Raw genomic sequence first — 18,731 nt, 5'->3', positions numbered from 1 at the left:
AGCTTCAATCCGGGCACGGCGTTCGATCGCCTGGCCGCGGGTCAGACCGACACCACCCAGATCAGCTACACCGTCAGCGACGGCCAAGGCGGCACTGCCACCTCGACGCTGACCGTGACGGTGACGGGTACCAATGACGTACCGGTCATCACTGGTGCCGACACCGGCTCGGTGATCGAGGACACCAACGTCAACGCCGCAGGTAATCTGACGACAAACGGCGCCTTGACGGTCACCGATGCTGACTATGCGCAGAGTGCCTTCGTGCCGGGTCATGCCAGTGCTGCCGCCGGCACCCTGGGTACACTCGCCATCACCGCTGGAGGCAACTGGAGCTACAGCGTGGCCAACAGTGCCGTGCAGTATCTGAAGGCAGGTGAGAGCAAGGTCGAGAGCTTCACCGTGACCACTCTCGATGGCACGACGAAGACAATCTCGGTGACTATCGCGGGTACCAACGAGCTGCCGGAAGCACGCGATGTCAGCGTCACGGGTAGTGAAGATCCGTCACCCCTGATCGCGGTCAATCTATCGGGTACGGATGCCGATGGCACGATCGCGAGCTTCCAGCTCACGGCTCTGGGGGCCAACGGCAAATTCTACAGCGATGCGGCGGGCACCCAGCAGTTGGCCGCCGGTGCGACGCTGTCAGCCAGCAACAATGGCGCGACGGTTTACTTCAAGCCTGATGGCAACTGGTCGGGTACCACCTCGCTCAAGTACACGGCTATCGACAATCAGGGTGGCAAGGACGCCACGCCGGCGACAGCCACGATCAATGTCACGGCAGTGGCTGATGCGCCCTCGCTGACGCTGAGCGGCAATAGCGCCAACGGTAGCGGATTGCTCAAGGAAACCTTTGCCAATCTGGCGCTGGGCACCGACGGCAATGGTGCCAACCCCGCGACTCTACAGTCGACGATCGACGCTGCCGGCACGCCGGCGAGCAGTGGCAATACCACCAATGCCGTCAATAGCAACGTCGCCGCTGGCACTGGGACGCACCTCTCTGGCCTGATGTATCTGGAAGCGGGCAAGACCTATGCCTTCAGCGGGGTCGGCGATGACAGTATTCGCCTGCTGGTCGGCGGCAACGTGGTCGCCCAGGCGACCTGGGGCGGTTCCGCTGGTGCCTACTCGGGCTCGTTCCAGCCCACCGTGAGCGGTTACTACACCCTGGATCTCTATCATCACAACCAGGCCGGCGCGGGTAACTACAGCCTCAACGTCGGCGTCAACGGCAGTGCCCCGCAGCCTCTCAACACTGCCAACTACGTGTTGATGCAGGATGTCAGTGCGCTCGACGCCGCCAACGTCAACCACTCCGGGCTGCTCGGCAGCGATGGCCATGGCAATGGCTACTACCAGCTCTACGCCATGAACGAAGGTGACGAGGACTCGGTGATCCATCTGTCCAAGATCGCCACAGCACTGACCGACACCGATGGCTCGGAGACGCTCAGCGGCGTCCGGCTGAGCGGTATTCCGGCAGGCGCGACGTTGAGCGATGGCAGCCATACTTTCGTCGGCGGCAGCGGTAGCGGCAGCACAAGCGTGGATCTGAGCGGCTGGAATCTCAATACGCTGACCCTCAAACCGGCGGCCAACTACAACGGCACGATCAACCTGACCGCCGCGGTCACGTCGACCGAGAGTAGCAACGGCGACAGCGCGACCACCAGCGTGGCCATTCCTGTCACCGTGCATGCGGTCAACGATGCGCCGGTGATCGTGGCGCAGGGCTACAGCGCCACTGTCTCCGAAGAGGGGTTGCCGGGTGGTGCGCCGGATACCCAGGGCACGTCCGACACGACCGATTCAGCGACCGCCAGTGGCCGTGTGGTCGCCACCGATGTCGATGGCGACAAGCTGACCTATACACTGATGGCGCCGACCACGGCGTTGACCTCGGGTGGCACCGCGATCACCTGGAGTGGCAGCAACAGTGGCACGCTGATCGGCTCGGCCGGTGGCAAGGAGGTGATTCGCGTCACCATCGACGCCAACGGCCAGTATCAGGTCTCGCTGAAAGCCGGCATCGATCACCCGAAGAGCGGTGAAGATACCCTGAGCTTCAATCTCGGGGTCAAGGTCAGCGATGGTAGCTTGAGCGCCAACAGCAGCATCGGCGTCACTGTCGAGGACGACTCGCCGGTAGCCAGCACGCGTGACGTCAACTTCGTGCAGGGGGCGATCAACACTAATGTGCTGGTGGTGGTGGATACGTCTGGCAGCATGAATGACAGGGTCACGGTGGATGGTGTCGAACAGACGCGGCTGCAGGTGCTGCAGCAGTCGATTCGCGAGATGCTCGGTCGCTATGACGACATCGGTAACGTCAAGGTGGCGCTGGCACCGTTCTCCGATCAGCTTGATAGCTCGCCCAAGCAGTGGATGACGGTCGCCGATGCGCTCAAGGCCGTCGACGCACTGCAGGCCAATGGCGGTACCAACTACGATTACGCGCTGAGCAATGCCCAGACTGCCTGGAACGGCAGCGGTAAGCTGACCGGTGAAGTGCAGAACGTCTCGTACTTCTTCTCCGATGGCGAACCCACCTTGTCGAGCGCCTATCCGACGGCATCACAGGCCAATCCGGGCAATACCGTGGATGTCAATCGGGGCGACGGTATCGATGCCAGCGAAGAGGCGGCCTGGAAGGCTTTTCTCGGCAAGAACGCCATCGACTCTCTGGCGCTGGGTATCGGTGGTGACGTGAGTCAGACCTATCTCAATCCGGTAGCCTACGATGGCCGCACCGGTGACGATACCGACGCCATGATCATCCGCGACCTCAATGCGCTCGATGACGTGGTCGCGAGGACGGTGCAGATGCCGCTGCTGCAGGATGGCCTGTTGAGTGGTACCGCGCATGGGTTGTCGTCACTCGGCGGGGATGGTGGCTACATCAAGAGCCTGGTGGTCGACGGCGTGACCTACGCCTTCGACAAGAGCAGCGGCGCTGTCAGCGCCTCGTCGAGCGGCGCCACCTACACCTACGACGGTAGCTCGCACAAGCTCGGCGTCACCACCGAGCTGGGCGGCAAGCTGACCATGGACATGGACGATGGCAGCTATCGCTACACGGCGAAGCTGGGCAGCTTCGGTACCGACGCCATTCGTTACACTCTCAGCGATGCCGACGGCGACACCGCCAGCGGGGTGATGAACATCAACGTCAAGAACGGCGTGACCTCGGCGCATGACGACCACATCATCACCAATATCCTGAGCCCGAGCCTGAGCATCGGTGCCGACGTGCTGCTCGCCAATGACGCCATTGCGGCGGGTAGTACGGCGACCACCAACGGGCTGACGCTGACCACCGGCTGGAAGGATCGTGCGTCCGATTTCACCGCGGCCAGCGTACAGACTCAGGACAAGCGCAGCGTCGACAGTTTCACCCTCGATCGCGGCAGCTTCTCCACCGTTGCCCAGGCAGCCAACACCGCGGCGACCGTGGTGCGCGGTAGTCTGGCCGGCGGCAACTGGCTGTCGGGATTCGGCAGCAATGCCAACGATCTCATGACATTGACCCTGCGTGCCGGCGAATCCCTGACCCTGGCGACCAACGTCGCTGGCAGTGTAGCGCTGGCCTATAGGGGCGCCGGAGATAACTACTTCAGCGCGTTGGCCAACGGCGGCACCTTTACCAATACGAGCGGCGCCGACAGGAGCTATACCGTTGCCGTCATGAACGTGAAGGATAGCGGCTCGGGGCTACTCGACGGCTATGGTGCCGAAACCTACGACCTGTCGATGAAGATCGGCTATGCCAACGCCGCCGACATGACCACGACGCTGAGGACCGACTACACGCTCACCGGTAGTGATGGCACCATCGACACGGCGGCGGTCACCGTCGACTATCAGCGCGGGCAAACGCTGACCGGCAGCGACGGCAACGACACCCTGATGGCCAACGACAGCGGCGCGACGCTCAATGGTGGCAAGGGCGACGACGTACTGATCGGCGGCAGGGGAAATGACATCCTCACCGGCGGCGATGGCAACGATATCCTGCGCGGGGGCGAGGGCAACGATACCCTGAGTGGCGGTGCCGGTCGCGACACCTTGGCCGGTGGCGCCGGCAACGATACGCTCGACGGCGGCGCTGGCGCCGACCGTCTCGAAGGTGGCAAGGGCAACGATATTCTGACGGGCGGCGACGGCAGCGATACCTTTGCCTGGATGCGGGGCGATCAGGGCGCCCCGAGCGCCCCGGCGGTCGATCGCATCACCGACTTCAAGGGCGGCGATGGCGGTGATCGGCTCGACCTCTCCGATATGCTCGACATCGGTAACTCGAGTCTTTCCAACGCCGACCTGGCCTCACTGGCGGCTCAGCAGTTGCACTTCGTCAAGGGCGAGGCCGGCGGCGCGCCGGGCACCGCCACCAGCGGTGGCTCGACGCTGGAGATCAAGACAGGTGGCCCGGACGGTGCCGTGACGCAGAAGATCGTCTTCAGTAACGTCGACATGACAACCCTCGGCGGTTCGGATACCGAAATCATCAAGTCGCTGCTGGATCACGGCAACCTCAAGACGAATCTCGACGGCTGAGGATGGCCGCCGAATGACAGGAGACCACTGGTTTGGTTGATGAACCGACACCGCTTCGCCCGGATCCGGCCGGGGAGAAGGAGATCGACCCGCTACTGGGTGCGCTGGTCTTTCTCTCCCGCCATCACGGCACGCCGAAATCGGCCGATGTGATCAGCGACGGCTTGCCGCTGGACGACGGCAGGCTGACGCTGTCGCTGGTTCCGCGAGCGGCGCAGAAAGCGGGGCTCTCGGCCAAGCTGGTGAGTCAGCGCGCCGATCGCGTGGCCGATATCCTGTTGCCTTGCATCGTGATCCTGCAGGGGCGGCGTGCCGTAGTGATGCTGGCGCGCGATGCCCAGCGCCAACAGGCGACGGTCTACCTGCCGGAAGCGGAAGGCACCCAGACCGTCGACATGGAATCGCTGATCGAACAGGCCACCGGCCAAGTGATCTACGCTCGTCGGGAACATCGGTTCGATGCTCGCGCCCCGGAGACGGTCAAGCTCGCCGAAGGGCATTGGTTCTGGTCGACGCTCAAGCTCTCGACACCGATCTATCGCGACGTTCTGATCGCCTCGTTACTGATCAACCTGTTCGCCCTGGCGGCACCGCTTTTCACCATGAACGTCTACGACAAGGTGGTGCCGAACCTGGCGTTAGATACGCTTTGGGTGCTGGCGACGGGGATGGCGATCGTCGTCGGTTTCGACCTTCTGATGCGTCAGGTCCGGTCGTGGTTTCTCGATACGGCGGGCAAGAAGTCGGAGGTGCTGCTGTCGGCCAAGATATTCGCCAAGGTGATGAATCTGAGGATGGAAGCGCGCCCGGTATCGGTGGGTGCCTTCGTCAAGCATCTGCAGGAGTTCGATTCCGTTCGCGATTTCTTTACCTCGATGACCATGACCACCCTGGTCGATCTGCCGTTCGCGATTCTGTTTCTGCTGGTGATATGGATCGTTGGCGGTGCGCTGGTATGGGTGCCGATCGTCGCGCTGCTGATCCTGATCGGCTATAGCGTCATCATCCAGTGGCCACTGAAGCGCTCGATCGAACTGGGCTCGCGCCTGGCGACGGAAAAGCACGCACGGCTGGTGGAGAGCGTGGCCGGGCTGGAAAGCATCAAGCTCGCCAATGCCCAGGGCGAGACCCAACGCCGCTACGAGCGGGCCGTCGGAGAAATCGCCAAGTGGGGCGTCAAGAGCCGCAATCTCTCGACCTCGGTCTCGTCGCTGACCATGTCGGTCAATCAGCTCTCTACGGTGGCGCTGGTGGTGCTCGGGGTCTACCTGATCGGCAACGCCGAGCTGTCGATGGGCGGGCTGATCGCGGCCGTGATGCTGACCGGCCGTGCCCTGCAGCCGTTGGCGCAGATGGCGCTGCTGATCACGCGGTTCGGTCAGACCCGCAGTGCGATGGCGGCGATCGACCAGATCATGCACCTGCCCGACGAGGTCGACAAGGCCAAGAACTACGTCCATCGCGACAAGCTCAACATGCGCATCGAGTTCGATCACGTCGGTTTTCGTTACGGCGAGCAGTCCCCGGAAGTGCTGACCGACGTCTCGTTCACCATCGAACCGGGAGAGCGGGTGGCGATCATCGGCCGCATGGGCGCCGGCAAGAGCACCGTCGAGCGGCTGATGAGCGGTCTCTATCGTTCGACCGCGGGCAGCGTGCGAATCGATGGGCTCGATATCAACCAGATTCATCCCGCGGACGTGCGCCGGCATATCGGATTCGCCGGCCAGGACAGCTCGCTGTTCTTCGGCTCGGTTCGCGACAACATCATCCTCGGCCAACCCTACGCCAGTGACGAGGCGGTCCAGCGCGCAGCGGATATCGCTGGGGTGGGCGAGTTCACCCGACGCGATCCCGATGGCCTGGATCGCCAGATCGGTGAGGGAGGACGACTGCTTTCCAGCGGACAGCGCCAGACGGTGCTGCTGGCGCGAGCGATTCTGACCAACCCTTCGCTGCTGCTGCTGGATGAGCCCGGCTCGCATATGGATAACCGCGCGGAGGCAATGCTGCGCCGCACGTTGCGTGACCTGCCCCGAAGCCAGACCCTGGTGCTGGTGACGCACAAGAGCTCGATGCTGGAAGTGGCCGATCGGATCATCGTGCTGGATTCCGGCCGGGTGATCGCCGACGGACCCAAGGCGACCGTTCTCAAGGCGCTCAACGAGGGTCGCGTCCAGGCTCCCGCGGAACCGAACTCGACAGTGTCTCAGGCCGACGGCCAGCAGGAGGTGCGCCATGGCCAGCGCGGATAATGTCGTCAAGTGGCCTCGGCCGAGCGCGCGCGAGCTCGAGCTGGCCGACGATGCCAGTGCCGCGACACTGCTGGCAACGCCGTGGCGCTCGCGCATCATCATCTGGGTGCTGTTGGCCGCGCTCATCGCATTCCTGGTGTGGGCCGGGCTGTCGAGCATCGAAGTGGTGACGCGTGGTACCGGGCAGGTGGTTCCCTCGTCCCGGCTACAGACGATCCAGAACCTGGAAGGCGGCATCGTTCGCGAGATCTACGTCGACGAAGGCGACGTGGTCGATGCTGGCCAGCCGCTGGCGCGGATCGATCCGACGCGAGCGACCTCCGACCTGGCCGAACGCAACTCGACCCTGGCCGGCTTGCAGGCCTCCGTGGCGCAGTACCAGGCGGAGCTCGCCTCCGTCACAGTATCGCCCGACGCCCCGGAATGGCGGGATCAGGTCAGCGTGTCGGCCCATAAGATTCCGTTGAGCGATGAGTTCGAGGCCACCAATCAGGATATCTACAGCGCCGCCTCCAGCGCCTACAACGAGCGGATCAACGGCTTGCGTTCCCAGCTCGATCAGGCGGCCGCGCAGATCCAGCAGCGTCAGCAGGAGCTGCAGGAGTTGCGGGCCAAGGCGGATTCGTTGTCGCGCAGCTATCAACTGTCACGCCAGCAGTTGGGTATCACCGCGCCGCTGGTGAAGGAAGGCATCGTCTCCCAGGTCGACCTGCTCAATCTGCAGCGTCAGGTCAACGACCAGCGCGGTGAGCTGGAGTCTGCGCAACTGTCGATCCCGGCCAAGCAGTCGGAGTTGCAGGAAGCGATCAGCAAGCGTCGGGACGTCGCCGCGCAGTTCCGGTCGCGAAGCGCCGACGCCCTGACCGAAGCACGAAACAAGCTCGACAGTCTCCAGCAGGGCCGCGTCAGCCTCCAGGATCGGGTCGATCGCACTCTGATCACGTCGCCGGTTCGAGGCAGCGTGCAGTCGATCAACGTCAATACCATCGGTGGCGTGGTCGATCCCGGTGCCAGCCTGATGGAGATCGTGCCGATCGAGGACCAACTGCTGGTCCAGGCCAAGATCTCGCCGCGGGATGTGGGCTTCATTCGTGCAGGCCAGCCCGCCACGGTCAAGTTCTCGGCCTATGACTTCACTATCTACGGCGGTATGAAGGGGCGGGTCATGCGAATCAGCCCGGACACCGAAGAAGACGAAAAGGGCAACACGTTCTATGAGGTGACGGTCCGTACCGATAGCAATCATCTGGGCAAGAGCGTCGACGACCTGGCGATCATTCCAGGCATGCAGGCCACGGTAGATATCATTACCGGCGAGCAGACCATTTTGCAGTACCTGCTGAAACCGATACTTCGGGCGCAGCAGGGCGCGATGCGTGAACGATGAGTGCGCAGCGAGACAAGAAACGGGGTGAGACAAGCGTGATGATGAAGAGATGGGTTCTGTCCGCCGGTATCGCGACATTAGCCGGCAGCGCTCAGGCGCAAACCTTGACCGAGGCCGTGACCCAGGCTGTCATGGAGTATCCCAGTACGCGCACCGAGATGGCGCGCTATCAGCAGAACCTGGAGGACGCCAGGGCGCAACGGGGCGCCTATCTCCCCTCCGTCGATCTGGAAGCGCGCGTCGGCTATGGCGAGAACGAGAGCGAGACCGATGGCATCTCGCAGTCCAGCGATCCCCACAGCTATCGGCGCGCCTATCTCACGCTTTCGCAGCTGATCTGGGACGGTAACACGACGCTCGAGCGTATCCGCCAGGCGGATGCCGAGAGCGACTACCAGCGCTGGCAGGTCGCGGCGGCGGCCAACCAGGTGGGCCTGGTCACGGTTCAGAGCTATCTCGACGTGTTGCGGTCGCAGCGCCTGCTCGAGCTGGCGCAGCGCAATGTCGACACTCATCAGCGCATCGCGGCCGACATCCGGCGCCGTGAGGAGTTGGGGGCCGGCACGGCTACCGATACCAGCCAGGTCGATGGCCGTCTCGCCCAGGCCCAGGCGAGCCTGATCGCTGCGCGCAACAACCTGGACGACGCCGTTTCCGCCTTCGTCCGCTATGTCGGCGAATCGCCCAAGAACCTGACCTTGCCGGACGATGTCGATATGCACGGCGTGCCTGGCGACTTCGACGCCGCCATGGCCATGGCCACGGCCAACAATCCGCTGGTCATTTCCGCTTCCCACTCGATCGCCGCTGCCCAGCACGAGGTCGCCGCCGAGCGTGGCAATTTCCTGCCCACCTTTCGCGCCGAGGCGAGCCGACTGGCCAGCCGCGATTACGATTACGAAGGCAATGACGCGGATGACTGGAGTGCCGACCTGGTGATGTCTTGGAATCTCTATCGCGGCGGCATCGACGCCGCCGAGATGCGCTCGCGCGAGGACGCCCTGCGTGCGGTGCGCTACGACAGCGATCGCTCCCTGCGCGAGATCCGCGACGAGTTGCGGCTGGCCTGGAACGCGCGCGACTACGTCACCAGCCAGTTGCCGTTCCTGCAACGTCATGTCGAGGCCAGCGAACAGACCCGCGTCAACTATCGCAAGCAGTTCGACATCGGTCGCCGCACGTTGCTCGACATGCTCGACAGCGAGACCGAGCTCTATGATGCCCAGCAGGCCCAGGTCCAGGCGACGTTCGCGCTACGCCAGGCCAATTACCGGCTGCTGTCCGCGACCGGGCAACTGCTGGATACGCTCCAGGTGGACACCGCCATGATCGGTGACGCTGGTGATCGTTACCCCGGGGCTAACCCTGCCAACGACCGCCCAAGGGGCTGACGAGGAGAGCTCCATGAGCCTGTTTCGACGTTCGATCGCCATCATGGTCGGCCTGCTGTTCCTGTTCTCGGCCGGTATCTTCGCGATCGAAGTGCACCAGACCCGAGCGTCGCTGGCCGAGCGCCAGCAAGCCGACGTCGACAATCTCGCCCAGGCGTTGAGCCTGTCCCTGGTGCCGTTCGTCGAGATCGGCGACTGGACCAGTGCCGAAACACTCATGCGAGCGGCGGCCGATGGTGGCTCGGTGCGTCGGCTCCGTCTCGAAGCCGTGGGAAGGGAAGAGCCTTTGGTGATCGGCTCGCGGCGCGATAGCGATACGCCCCAGTGGTTCCAGCGTCTGGTGGTGCTGCCCGACGCCGTCAGCGAGCGCGAGATCAGTGGCGGCTGGTCGGCGCTCGGTAGCATCCGGGTCGAGTCGGAACGAGCCGGCGCCTACGATCAGCTCTGGTACCTGGCACTGCAGCTGCTGACCTGGCTGGCGATCGGCATGCTCGGCATCGTCGTGCTCTGCGCGCTGGGATTCAAATTGCTGTTGGGTCCGCTCAATCGGCTCTCCCGCAGAATCGCCGACATGCAGATCGACGGTTTCGACGAAGCGCTGGAACCCAGCCGTATCCGCGAACTTCAGGGAATCACCGAGTCGGTGAATCGGCTGGGCGCCAGGCTCAACCAGCAGTTCGAGCAGCAGGCGGAGCAGGTCGTCCGTCTGCAACGCCTGACCGAGCAGGACGCGGTGTCGCAATTGGGTAACCGGGCCTATCTGGCGCGCGCGCTCGACGAGTGGCTGGCGGCGCCGGTGGGGGGCGCCCTGGCGATCCTGCGCATCGATCATTTGCAGGAGCTCTACCGGCGTGACGGCTTCGAGGCTCGGGACCAGGCGATCCGGAGCCTGGGCGGTCATCTCAGGGGGGCACAGCTGGAAGGCCGTGCCGTTCTGGCGGCCCGGCTCTCTGCCGAGGAGTTCGCGTTGATTCTGCCGTATTGCGACGACGAGACGCGGGAGCGGTGGCTCAAGGATACCCTGGATCGTCTCGACGATGTCGTCGATGCCAATCCGCTGGTCGAGACCCGTTTCGAACACACGCGGGCCGGCCTGGTATTGAAAGAGCCAGGCATGACTCGCGAAGGCGTGCTGGCCAGGGCGGATAGCGCGCTGCGCGACGCGATCGAACTACGCCAGCGCTGGGTCGTGGTACGTCCTGAAAATACCTTGGCGGCGCGGGGGCGACAGGAGTGGCGCCAGGTCATCGACCGGGCGCTGGAGGCGCGCAGTCTCAGCTTCGTCGCACAGCCGGTATTGCGGGTGGATGGCAGCGAGTTGCATCGGGAGGTGTTCGTGCGTCTCGACGAGGAGGGTACACAGCATCCGGCCTATACCTTTCTCCCTGTCATCAACCATTTTCAGTTGGGGGCGAAGCTCGATCGCGCGGTCCTTAAGAGCCTGGGGGAGAACATGGCGCGCTTCGAGGGCAGGCTGGCCATCAACCTGACGGCGGACTCGCTGGCGGAACCGGCGCGTTACCGCGAGTTGATCGGCTGGCTGGAGTCTCATCCTCGCGTCACCGAGAAGCTCGATCTGGAGGTCAGCGAGGAGATCGCGCTCGACCATCTCGATGTCGTGCAGCAGTTGTTTAGAAGCGCGCATCGCCTTGGTGCCCGCTGTGGTGTCGACCGCTTCGCGAGAAACCTTCAGGCGATGGCCTATCTGGCCAGGCTACGTCCCGATTACGTCAAGATCGACCAGGGCTTCTTCGTCCGCGAGGAGGTGGATACCGAATTCCTGAGAAGCCTTTGCATGGCGGCCCACCAGGTCGAGTCGCAAGTGATCGTGACGCGGGTCGAGTCGGACGAGCAGCGCCAGCGGGTGGAGGCGGTCGGCGCCGATGGTTATCAGGGCTATCTGGCCCCGATCTCCCCGTTGGCATTGAAGTGACTCCGGGGGCATCGATTGGTCGGCCGGGCCTGGGCCGATGGTAACGAGCGTCGTTCTAAGGGGCGTCGGCCCATGGAGCATGCTGTTGCTGGGCCTGCTTTACCTGCTGGGCATGTTCCAGTTCGGGCCCGTGGCCCAGGCCCTGCCGAAGTTGCCGCCTCGTCAGGAGGTGGTCTCGATCTATGGCCAAGCGGGATGGCAGCGAATCCAGCAGTGGCAGGTGCTCATCGATCGGCTTCAGGGACGCTCGGTGAGCACGCAACTGGCCGGGGTCAACGACTTCTTCAACCAGTTGCGTTTCGTCGACGATATCGAGGTCTGGCACGTGGAGGATTACTGGGCCACGCCCTTCGAGTTTCTCGGGGTCGGCGCGGGGGATTGTGAAGATTTCGCCATGGCCAAGTACCTGACGCTGCGCGAGCTCGGCGTATCGGACAATCAATTGCGCCTGCACTACGTCAAGTACATTCCCTACGACCAGTTCCATATGGTCGTGACCTGGGCACCGAGTGCGACGACGCCACCGGTGGTGCTGGACAACATCGACAAACGGATCGAGCCGGCGTCCCGTCGAAACGATCTGTTGCCGATCTACAGCTTCAACGGTAGCCATCTCTGGATCAGCAAACTGGGTGGCGGCGGGCGTGAAGTCGGTGAATCCAGCCGGCTGAGTCTGTGGCAGAACTGGCAGCAGCGGCTGGATGACGGCTCGCTGCGGAACCCGCGGCGATGATGCCATCGTCGGTATCGGGCGTGAATTTCGAGGGAGACGAACGAATGAAGGCAAGGGCGACGAATCTCAACCCATGGGTGAATGCGAGAACCGCAGTGCGGCCGCAGGCATGGCTCGTGTCGATACCCATGATGCTATGGCTGACGGCTTGCGCCTCGAACACGATGAACCACGACGTCGTTGTCGATCGGCCGGCGGCCCAGGGGCCCACTCAGGTCAGTGCCGACAATGTCTTCGATACCGCCGACAGCGATGGAGATGGTTCATTGTTGCCACTGGATGTCGAACGACTGGGGCTGGGTGGCGACTGGCACACCCTGGATGCGAATGGGAATGGCGTAATTTCACGTCAGGAATTTCGAGATCAGTTCGCGTCGCCGCTGGTCCAGGCGACCCTGCGGCTTCCAGGTGACGCCGAACGGATGCAGCCGTTGGTCTCCAGTGATTTCCTGCTGCCTCCCGAGCCACCGGCCCAGCGCTACGTGCCCGCGCCGATCGAGACGGCGCCACCCGCGAGCATGACGATGCCGACCGATGCACCGCTGGTGATTCCGGTACTGATCGACGATCAGGAAGCCGCCGCGATCGACCATGCCGCTAGCGAGGCGACCACGTCTGACAGCGACGACGCAGCGGTACCGGTCAACTGAACGACAGGCGGGAAGGTGGCATCAAATCTCATGTATGACCGAATCAGGAGGTGGTTCAAGACCATGTTCTCAACGACCCCCATCGAGCGCTCCGCCGAGGCGCAGACTGCCGTCGATCGTGCCTGCCAGGACTTGGCGCTCTATCACTTCATGAGTTGCCCGTTCTGCCAGCGCGTGCGCCATCAGATCCAGCGTCTGGCGCTGCCCATCGAACTGCGCGACATCCAGCGAGATCCGGAGCGCCGCCAGGAGCTCATGGCGGGCGGAGGCCGTACCATGGTGCCGTGCCTGCGCATCGAGCAGGGAAATGGCGAGGCCGAGTGGATGTATGAGTCCGCCGATATCAATCGCTACCTCGCGGATCGTTTCGAGGCGCGTTGATCAGGACGGAAAACGGCGGTGACGCCGGGTGGCGTGTTTTCGTAGAATGCCGGTTCCCATTGATCAAGATTCAGGAGTGATGTCATGGCACAGGCCAGCGCCCGCCATATTCTCGTCGACAGCGAACAGCAGTGTCTCGAACTCAAACAGCAGATCGAAGCCGGCAGCGACTTTGCCGAAGTGGCCCGCCAGCACTCTACCTGCCCCTCCGGTCGTCAGGGTGGCGAACTCGGCACCTTCGGGCGTGGCCAGATGGTCAAGGAGTTCGATGAGGTCGTCTTCAATGGCGCGGTCAACGAAGTCCACGGACCGGTCAAGACCCAGTTTGGCTATCATCTGCTGGAAGTGACCTCGCGCACTTGATCGCGACCGGTTTCCCGGCGAGCCGCCTGTTGCCGGGCGGCTCTCGTCGATCGATGGCTCTCTTTCGTTTCCTTATCCGCGCTCTCTCAACGATCCTCCCGGCACGATAGCCGCCCGTCGTAAGTCCACTCGGTAAGAACAAATCTTTACCAATCTCCCGTTTCGACTTCCTTGCGGAGAACTATTCTGAAGGAACGTTCGCCGTTCCCCATCTCTTCGCATCGAAAACGACGGCGGACGGATAAGGATATCCACGGATAACGAGGTAGCTCCCATGACGACGCATTCGAAGTCGGACAAGATGGAAGGCAAGGTCGACAAGGCAGCCGGCAAGGTGAAGGAAGCTGCTGGCAAGATGACCAAGGATCGCGAACTCGAAGGTAAGGGCAAAGCCCAGCAGGCCAAAGGGGATGCCAAATCCGCCAAAGGCAATCTGAAGGACGCCACCAAACCACGCCACTAGTTAGCATGGATTCTCGCTATGCCGAGTCTGTCGGGCGTTGAGTGCCCCGCTAGGACTCTTCATCCAGCGGCCCCGTCTTTCAACGGGGCCGCTGTCGTGTGGAGAGGATGGCAGAGACTGACGCTCAGGCCTTGCCAGGCCGGTTGTACACTTCCAGGTCCAGCTCTTTCTCGCTCTTGCCGACCAGCGTCGTGACCATCAGGTCGCCGGCCACGTTGACACTGGTCCGCGCCATGTCGAGGATTCTGTCCACGCCCGCGACGACCCCGATCGCCTCCAGCGGCAGGCCGATCTGGGCCAGCACGATCGAGAGCATGATCAATCCGGCACCGGGCACGCCAGCCGTTCCGATGGAGGCCAGCGTGCCGGTGAGCACGATCATGCCGTAGTCCATCATCGAGAGGTCGGCCCCCACCAGTTGCGCCACGAATAGCGCTGCGACCCCCTGATAGATCGCGGTGCCATCCATGTTGATGGTCGCGCCCACCGGCAGCACGAAGCTGGAGACCCCCTCCGAAACGCCCAGGTTCTTCTGCGCGCAGCGAATCGAGACCGGCAGGGTGCCGGACGAGGAGGCGGACGAGAACGACACCACCAGGGCATCGATGATCCCCTGCAGGTAACGCACCGGGTTGAGGCGACCGATCAGACTCAGGAGACCGGTGTAGACCACCAGTACGTGAACGAGGCAGGCGAGATAGACCACGCCGATCACCTTGGCCAGCGGCAGCAGCACATCCAGCCCGTACTGGCCGGAGACGTTGGCCATCAGGCCGAAGACGCCGAAGGGCGCGAACGCCATGACGATGGCGGTGAGCTTGTACATCGCCTCGGCGAAGCTCTCGAAGACCCGCACGACGGGTTCGCCCTTTTCGCCGATCAGCATCAGCGAGATACCCAGGCCGATGGCGAAGACGATGATCTGCAGAATGTTACCCTCGATCATGGCCTGCAGCGGGTTCGACGGCACCAGACCGACCACGATATCCACCAGCGAGGGCGCTTCGCCCGCTTGCTGCGGCGCGCTCATCGAGGCATCGGCGCCGGCCCCCGGTTGAAAGATCGTTGCCGCAACCAGACCGATGACGATGGCAAAGGCGGTAGTGACCAGATAGAGCGCTATCGTGCGAGCGCCGACACGCCCCATCTTCTGGGGATCCCTCATGCCGGTGATGCCGACCACCAGTGTCGAGAATACCAGCGGCACGATCAGCATCTTGATGCCGTTGATGAAGATATCGCCGAGGGGCTTGAACAGGCTGGCCTGCTCGCCCATCACCGCACCGGCAAGAACACCCAGCACCAGACCGGCGATGATCTTCTGCCACAGGGGAATACGTCGCCACAGATTGGGACGTGAGGATGTTGCTGTCATTCGCGGGCTCCTTGCGCAGGCCAGATTGCCGGGGGCAAAAGCGCGCATTCTACCCATCCCGGGACCCTTTGCGATCCGCTCATTCGAAAATGGGATGGCGTATAACTCGGTTACGACCAAAGTCTCGGTGCGTCGGGCCGGTCGTCGAAGCCTGCGTCGACACTCGGGACGGCGCAGGCTCGCTGGCACGGGACAGCGGTGTCAGATTTCCCGGTAGAGCTCGCCGCCTTCTTGCTTAAACCGCTCCGCCTGCTGCTGCAGGCCGGCCTCTCGCTCGTCTCTGGGGACGCCGGCGGCATCACCACCAAATCGCTCGCGCACCTCCTGGGTGATCTTCATCGAGCAGAATTTCGGCCCGCACATGGAGCAGAAGTGTGCCACCTTGGCTGAGTCCTTGGGCAGGGTCTCGTCGTGGAAAGCGCGTGCCGTGTCCGGGTCGAGGCCGAGATTGAACTGATCCTCCCAGCGGAATTCGAAGCGCGCCTTGGAGAGCGCGTTGTCGCGTCGCTGGGCGCCCGGATGCCCCTTGGCCAGGTCGGCGGCGTGAGCGGCGATCTTGTAGGTGATGATGCCGGTCTTGACGTCGTCCTTGTTGGGCAGTCCCAGGTGCTCCTTGGGCGTGACATAGCAGAGCATGGCGCAGCCGTACCAGCCGATCTGGGCCGCGCCGATGCCAGAGGTGATGTGGTCGTAGCCCGGGGCGATATCGGTGGTCAGCGGGCCCAGGGTGTAGAACGGCGCCTCGTCGCAGCAGGCGAGCTGTTTGTCCATGTTCTCCTTGATCAGTTGCATCGGCACGTGGCCGGGGCCTTCGATCATTACCTGCACATCGTGCTGCCAGGCAATCCGGGTCAGCTCGCCCAGGGTTTCCAGCTCGGCGAACTGGGCTTCGTCGTTGGCGTCGGCGATCGAGCCGGGGCGCAGGCCGTCACCCAGCGAGAACGAGACGTCGTACGCCTTCATGATCTCGCAGATCTCCTCGAAATGGGTGTAGAGGAAGCTTTCCCGGTGGTGGGACAGGCACCACTTGGCCATGATCGATCCGCCGCGGGAGACGATGCCGGTGACGCGCCTGGCGGTCATCGGCACATGGTGGAGGCGCACGCCGGCGTGGATGGTGAAATAGTCCACGCCCTGTTCGGCTTGCTCGATCAAGGTATCGCGGAAGATCTCCCAAGTCAGATCCTCTGCTACGCCATCGACCTTCTCCAGCGCCTGATAGATCGGCACCGTGCCGATGGGTACCGGCGAGTTACGAATGATCCATTCGCGGGTCTCGTGGATGTTCTGACCGGTGGAGAGATCCATGATGGTGTCGGCCCCCCAGCGGATGCCCCAGGTCATCTTGTCGACTTCTTCCTCGATCGATGAGGTGACCGCCGAGTTGCCCAGGTTGCCGTTGATCTTCACCAGGAAGTTGCGGCCGATGATCATCGGCTCGCTCTCGGGGTGATTGATATTGGCGGGGATGATCGCCCGGCCGCGGGCGACTTCGTCGCGTACGAATTCGGGAGTGATCTCCGCCGGCAGATTGGCGCCAAAAGACTCGCCCGGATGCTGGTGAGCCAGCATCGGATCGCCTGATGTGGCACTGCCCTGGCGTCGCCGCTGGTTCTCGCGAATAGCGATGAACTCCATCTCCGGGGTGACGATGCCTTGTCTGGCGTAATGGAGCTGGGTCACGTTGGCACCGGGCCGGGCACGTCGCGGCGTGCGCTGGAGCTGAAAGCGCAGGTTGGCAAGGCGCAGGTCGGCCGCGCGGATTTTTCCATAGTGGGATGTCGGGCCGGCAAGCGGCTCGGTATCGCCGCGCTCGTCGATCCAGCTGCGCCGGAGTTCGGGCAGTCCACGACGCAGGTCGATCTCGGCGTCGGGATCGGTGTAGGGGCCGGAGGTATCGTAGACGGCTATCGGTTCGTTGGGCTCCGAGCCTTGGCTGGTCTTTGTCGACGATAGCGCGATCTCTCGCATCGGGACGCGGATATCCGGGCGCGAACCTTCGACATGGATCTTGGTCGACGCGGGCAGCGGGGCGATGGCGGCGCTGTCGACGCGAGCGGTATCGGAGAGAAACTGGTGTGATTTCATGGTGCTTTGTGCCTCGGGCATGACGTTGAGGTCAGGCCGGCGCACAGCGTAGGCGGGAGGAGCGCGAATCGACGGGATGGCTTCCAGGACTGAGGCGCTCCGCTTGATCCCTACGCCGGTACTAGCCGGATCAGGTTCGTCGGGATCCGCCGTGGCGCCGAGCCCGGGAGGGCACTGCGCAGGGCGATCTCAGCCGGTTCCACCGGCACCCCGTCAAGCTGCGATGCAACGCATCGCCCGGCCAGTTTGCGGCTAGAGAAATGGTGAGGTCAAGCCAAGGGCCGAAGGCTTTGCAAGGGATCAGCGAATCTCGTTCACGTAGAGAAAATCGTCGGTCACCAGGCGGTGATGGGCGATCAGCACGGGCTGGCTGGACTGGTCGAAGGAAACCTCGTCGATGACCATGATGGCGTGGGGCCTGTCGATTTCCAGTGCGCGGCAGTCTTGCTCGGTCGCCAGTTCGGCGCGAATCTGCTCACGTACCGCTGCGATACGAATCCCCAAAGTCTCGAATAGATAGCGATAGAGCAGTTCCGGCAGCGCTTCCAACGTCTCCGGAAAGCCGGGCACCCGCGCCGCAACCAGCGCCATGGTTTCATGCATGACCGGGCGACCCTCGATCAGGCGTAAGCGCGCCAGCCGCCACACCGGATCGTCGGGCTGGCATTCCAGCAGCCGCGCTTCACGCTGACTGGCCTGGCCGCGTTCCATCGTCTGCCACTGCGTGGTGGACCGCAGCAGTTGGCCCTGACGATCGTGCAGGCGGTAATACTGGAAGAAATACTTGAGATTGTGATGGGGGGCGCGGCCGGTGACCACAGTACCGGTCTTGCGGCGGCGCATGACCAGACCTTCCTGAGTCAGCTCGAGCAGCGCACGACGCATGGTACCCACGGAAATGCCGAATTCACCGGCCAGTGCCGTTTCACTGGGAAGCACCTCGCCGGCCGTCCATTGGCCCATCAGGATTGCCTCGGCAAGCTGACGTTTGACCACCTCATAAAGCGGTGCGCCTTGTGCGGCGTCGAGTCGCTGAAATCGCTTGTCCATCTGTGGGTTATCCACCGGCGATAAGTGAAAGCACGGCGAGTCGGCCGGGAAACCGGCCAGTGACTCGACAGGGTTGTCCTTGACCATCATACGCTATGC

General features: G+C 63.2%; 13 protein-coding genes and 1 riboswitch. Of the genes, 10 read left to right on the top strand and 3 right to left on the bottom strand.

Annotation, left to right across the window (positions count from 1 at the left end; genetic code table 11):
• The 10 genes from DOM54_RS13970 to DOM54_RS13925 form a co-directional block, all read left to right on the top strand.
• On the top strand, positions 1-4,563 hold a 4,563-nt coding region (locus DOM54_RS13970), incomplete at its 5' end, for a VCBS domain-containing protein (RefSeq protein ID WP_162619878.1).
• 32 nt (positions 4,564-4,595) lie between these two features.
• A complete protein-coding gene (locus DOM54_RS13965) occupies positions 4,596-6,818 on the top strand; it encodes a type I secretion system permease/ATPase (RefSeq protein WP_206019113.1) in 2,223 nt (740 codons plus the stop codon).
• A complete protein-coding gene (locus DOM54_RS13960; RefSeq protein ID WP_110716905.1) occupies positions 6,802-8,205 on the top strand; it encodes an HlyD family type I secretion periplasmic adaptor subunit in 1,404 nt (467 codons plus the stop codon). The genes DOM54_RS13965 and DOM54_RS13960 overlap by 17 nt, the downstream gene beginning before the upstream one ends.
• Positions 8,206-8,243: 38 nt before the next feature.
• Complete coding sequence (locus tag DOM54_RS13955) at positions 8,244-9,596, top strand: TolC family outer membrane protein (protein WP_162619877.1); 1,353 nt, start codon at positions 8,244-8,246, stop codon at positions 9,594-9,596.
• Positions 9,597-9,609: 13 nt separating this feature from the next.
• Complete coding sequence (locus DOM54_RS13950) at positions 9,610-11,529, top strand: EAL domain-containing protein (RefSeq protein WP_110716903.1); 1,920 nt, start codon at positions 9,610-9,612, stop codon at positions 11,527-11,529.
• Between the two features lie 79 nt (positions 11,530-11,608).
• On the top strand, positions 11,609-12,262 hold the full coding sequence (locus DOM54_RS13945; protein WP_110716902.1) for a transglutaminase-like cysteine peptidase: 654 nt from the start codon (positions 11,609-11,611) through the stop codon (positions 12,260-12,262).
• A gap of 164 nt (positions 12,263-12,426) precedes the next feature.
• Positions 12,427-12,912, top strand: a complete 486-nt coding sequence (locus DOM54_RS13940; RefSeq protein ID WP_206019112.1) for an EF-hand domain-containing protein — start codon at positions 12,427-12,429, stop codon at positions 12,910-12,912.
• Positions 12,913-12,975: 63 nt separating this feature from the next.
• On the top strand, positions 12,976-13,293 hold the full coding sequence (locus DOM54_RS13935) for a glutaredoxin family protein (protein ID WP_206019111.1): 318 nt from the start codon (positions 12,976-12,978) through the stop codon (positions 13,291-13,293).
• A gap of 84 nt (positions 13,294-13,377) precedes the next feature.
• A complete protein-coding gene (locus DOM54_RS13930) occupies positions 13,378-13,656 on the top strand; it encodes a peptidylprolyl isomerase (protein ID WP_110602898.1) in 279 nt (92 codons plus the stop codon).
• A gap of 274 nt (positions 13,657-13,930) precedes the next feature.
• Positions 13,931-14,119: a CsbD family protein gene (locus tag DOM54_RS13925; protein ID WP_110716899.1), complete on the top strand. Its 189-nt coding sequence runs from the start codon at positions 13,931-13,933 to the stop codon at positions 14,117-14,119.
• 124 nt (positions 14,120-14,243) lie between these two features.
• Here the strand turns inward: DOM54_RS13925 and DOM54_RS13920 are convergent, their stop codons facing one another.
• The 3 genes from DOM54_RS13920 to DOM54_RS13910 all read right to left on the bottom strand — a co-directional run bounded on the left by DOM54_RS13920 (position 14,244) and on the right by DOM54_RS13910 (position 18,632).
• Complete coding sequence (locus tag DOM54_RS13920) at positions 14,244-15,494, bottom strand: dicarboxylate/amino acid:cation symporter (protein WP_110716898.1); 1,251 nt, start codon at positions 15,492-15,494, stop codon at positions 14,244-14,246.
• A 201-nt stretch (positions 15,495-15,695) separates the two neighbouring features.
• Positions 15,696-17,582: a phosphomethylpyrimidine synthase ThiC gene (gene thiC, locus DOM54_RS13915; protein WP_206019110.1), complete on the bottom strand. Its 1,887-nt coding sequence runs from the start codon at positions 17,580-17,582 to the stop codon at positions 15,696-15,698.
• Between the two features lie 90 nt (positions 17,583-17,672).
• A riboswitch (TPP riboswitch) is annotated at positions 17,673-17,805 on the bottom strand.
• Positions 17,806-17,882: 77 nt separating this feature from the next.
• Positions 17,883-18,632 carry a GntR family transcriptional regulator gene (locus DOM54_RS13910; protein ID WP_110716932.1) on the bottom strand — a complete coding sequence of 250 codons (750 nt, stop codon included), beginning with the start codon at positions 18,630-18,632 and terminating at the stop codon, positions 17,883-17,885.
• Positions 18,633-18,731: the final 99 nt, after the last annotated feature.

This window comes from Salinicola acroporae (genome assembly GCF_003206615.1).
Lineage (GTDB): Bacteria > Pseudomonadota > Gammaproteobacteria > Pseudomonadales > Halomonadaceae > Salinicola > Salinicola acroporae.
The sequence above is the reverse complement of the archived record's forward strand: the minus strand, read 5'-3'. Positions and strand labels throughout refer to the sequence as shown.

Excerpts from the sequence above, each read along its gene's own strand:
- DOM54_RS13960 (WP_110716905.1), top strand. The coding sequence starts at position 6,802 with ATGGCCAGCGCGGATAATGTCGTCAAGTGGCCTCGGCCGAGCGCGCGC.
- DOM54_RS13955 (WP_162619877.1), top strand. The coding sequence starts at position 8,244 with ATGATGAAGAGATGGGTTCTGTCCGCCGGTATCGCGACATTAGCCGGC.
- DOM54_RS13950 (WP_110716903.1), top strand. The coding sequence starts at position 9,610 with ATGAGCCTGTTTCGACGTTCGATCGCCATCATGGTCGGCCTGCTGTTC.
- DOM54_RS13945 (WP_110716902.1), top strand. The coding sequence starts at position 11,609 with ATGCTGTTGCTGGGCCTGCTTTACCTGCTGGGCATGTTCCAGTTCGGG.
- DOM54_RS13940 (WP_206019112.1), top strand. The coding sequence starts at position 12,427 with ATGAACCACGACGTCGTTGTCGATCGGCCGGCGGCCCAGGGGCCCACT.
- DOM54_RS13935 (WP_206019111.1), top strand. The coding sequence starts at position 12,976 with ATGTTCTCAACGACCCCCATCGAGCGCTCCGCCGAGGCGCAGACTGCC.
- DOM54_RS13930 (WP_110602898.1), top strand. The coding sequence starts at position 13,378 with ATGGCACAGGCCAGCGCCCGCCATATTCTCGTCGACAGCGAACAGCAG.
- DOM54_RS13925 (WP_110716899.1), top strand. The coding sequence starts at position 13,931 with ATGACGACGCATTCGAAGTCGGACAAGATGGAAGGCAAGGTCGACAAG.
- DOM54_RS13920 (WP_110716898.1), bottom strand. The coding sequence starts at position 15,494 with ATGACAGCAACATCCTCACGTCCCAATCTGTGGCGACGTATTCCCCTG.
- thiC (WP_206019110.1), bottom strand. The coding sequence starts at position 17,582 with ATGAAATCACACCAGTTTCTCTCCGATACCGCTCGCGTCGACAGCGCC.
- DOM54_RS13910 (WP_110716932.1), bottom strand. The coding sequence starts at position 18,632 with ATGGACAAGCGATTTCAGCGACTCGACGCCGCACAAGGCGCACCGCTT.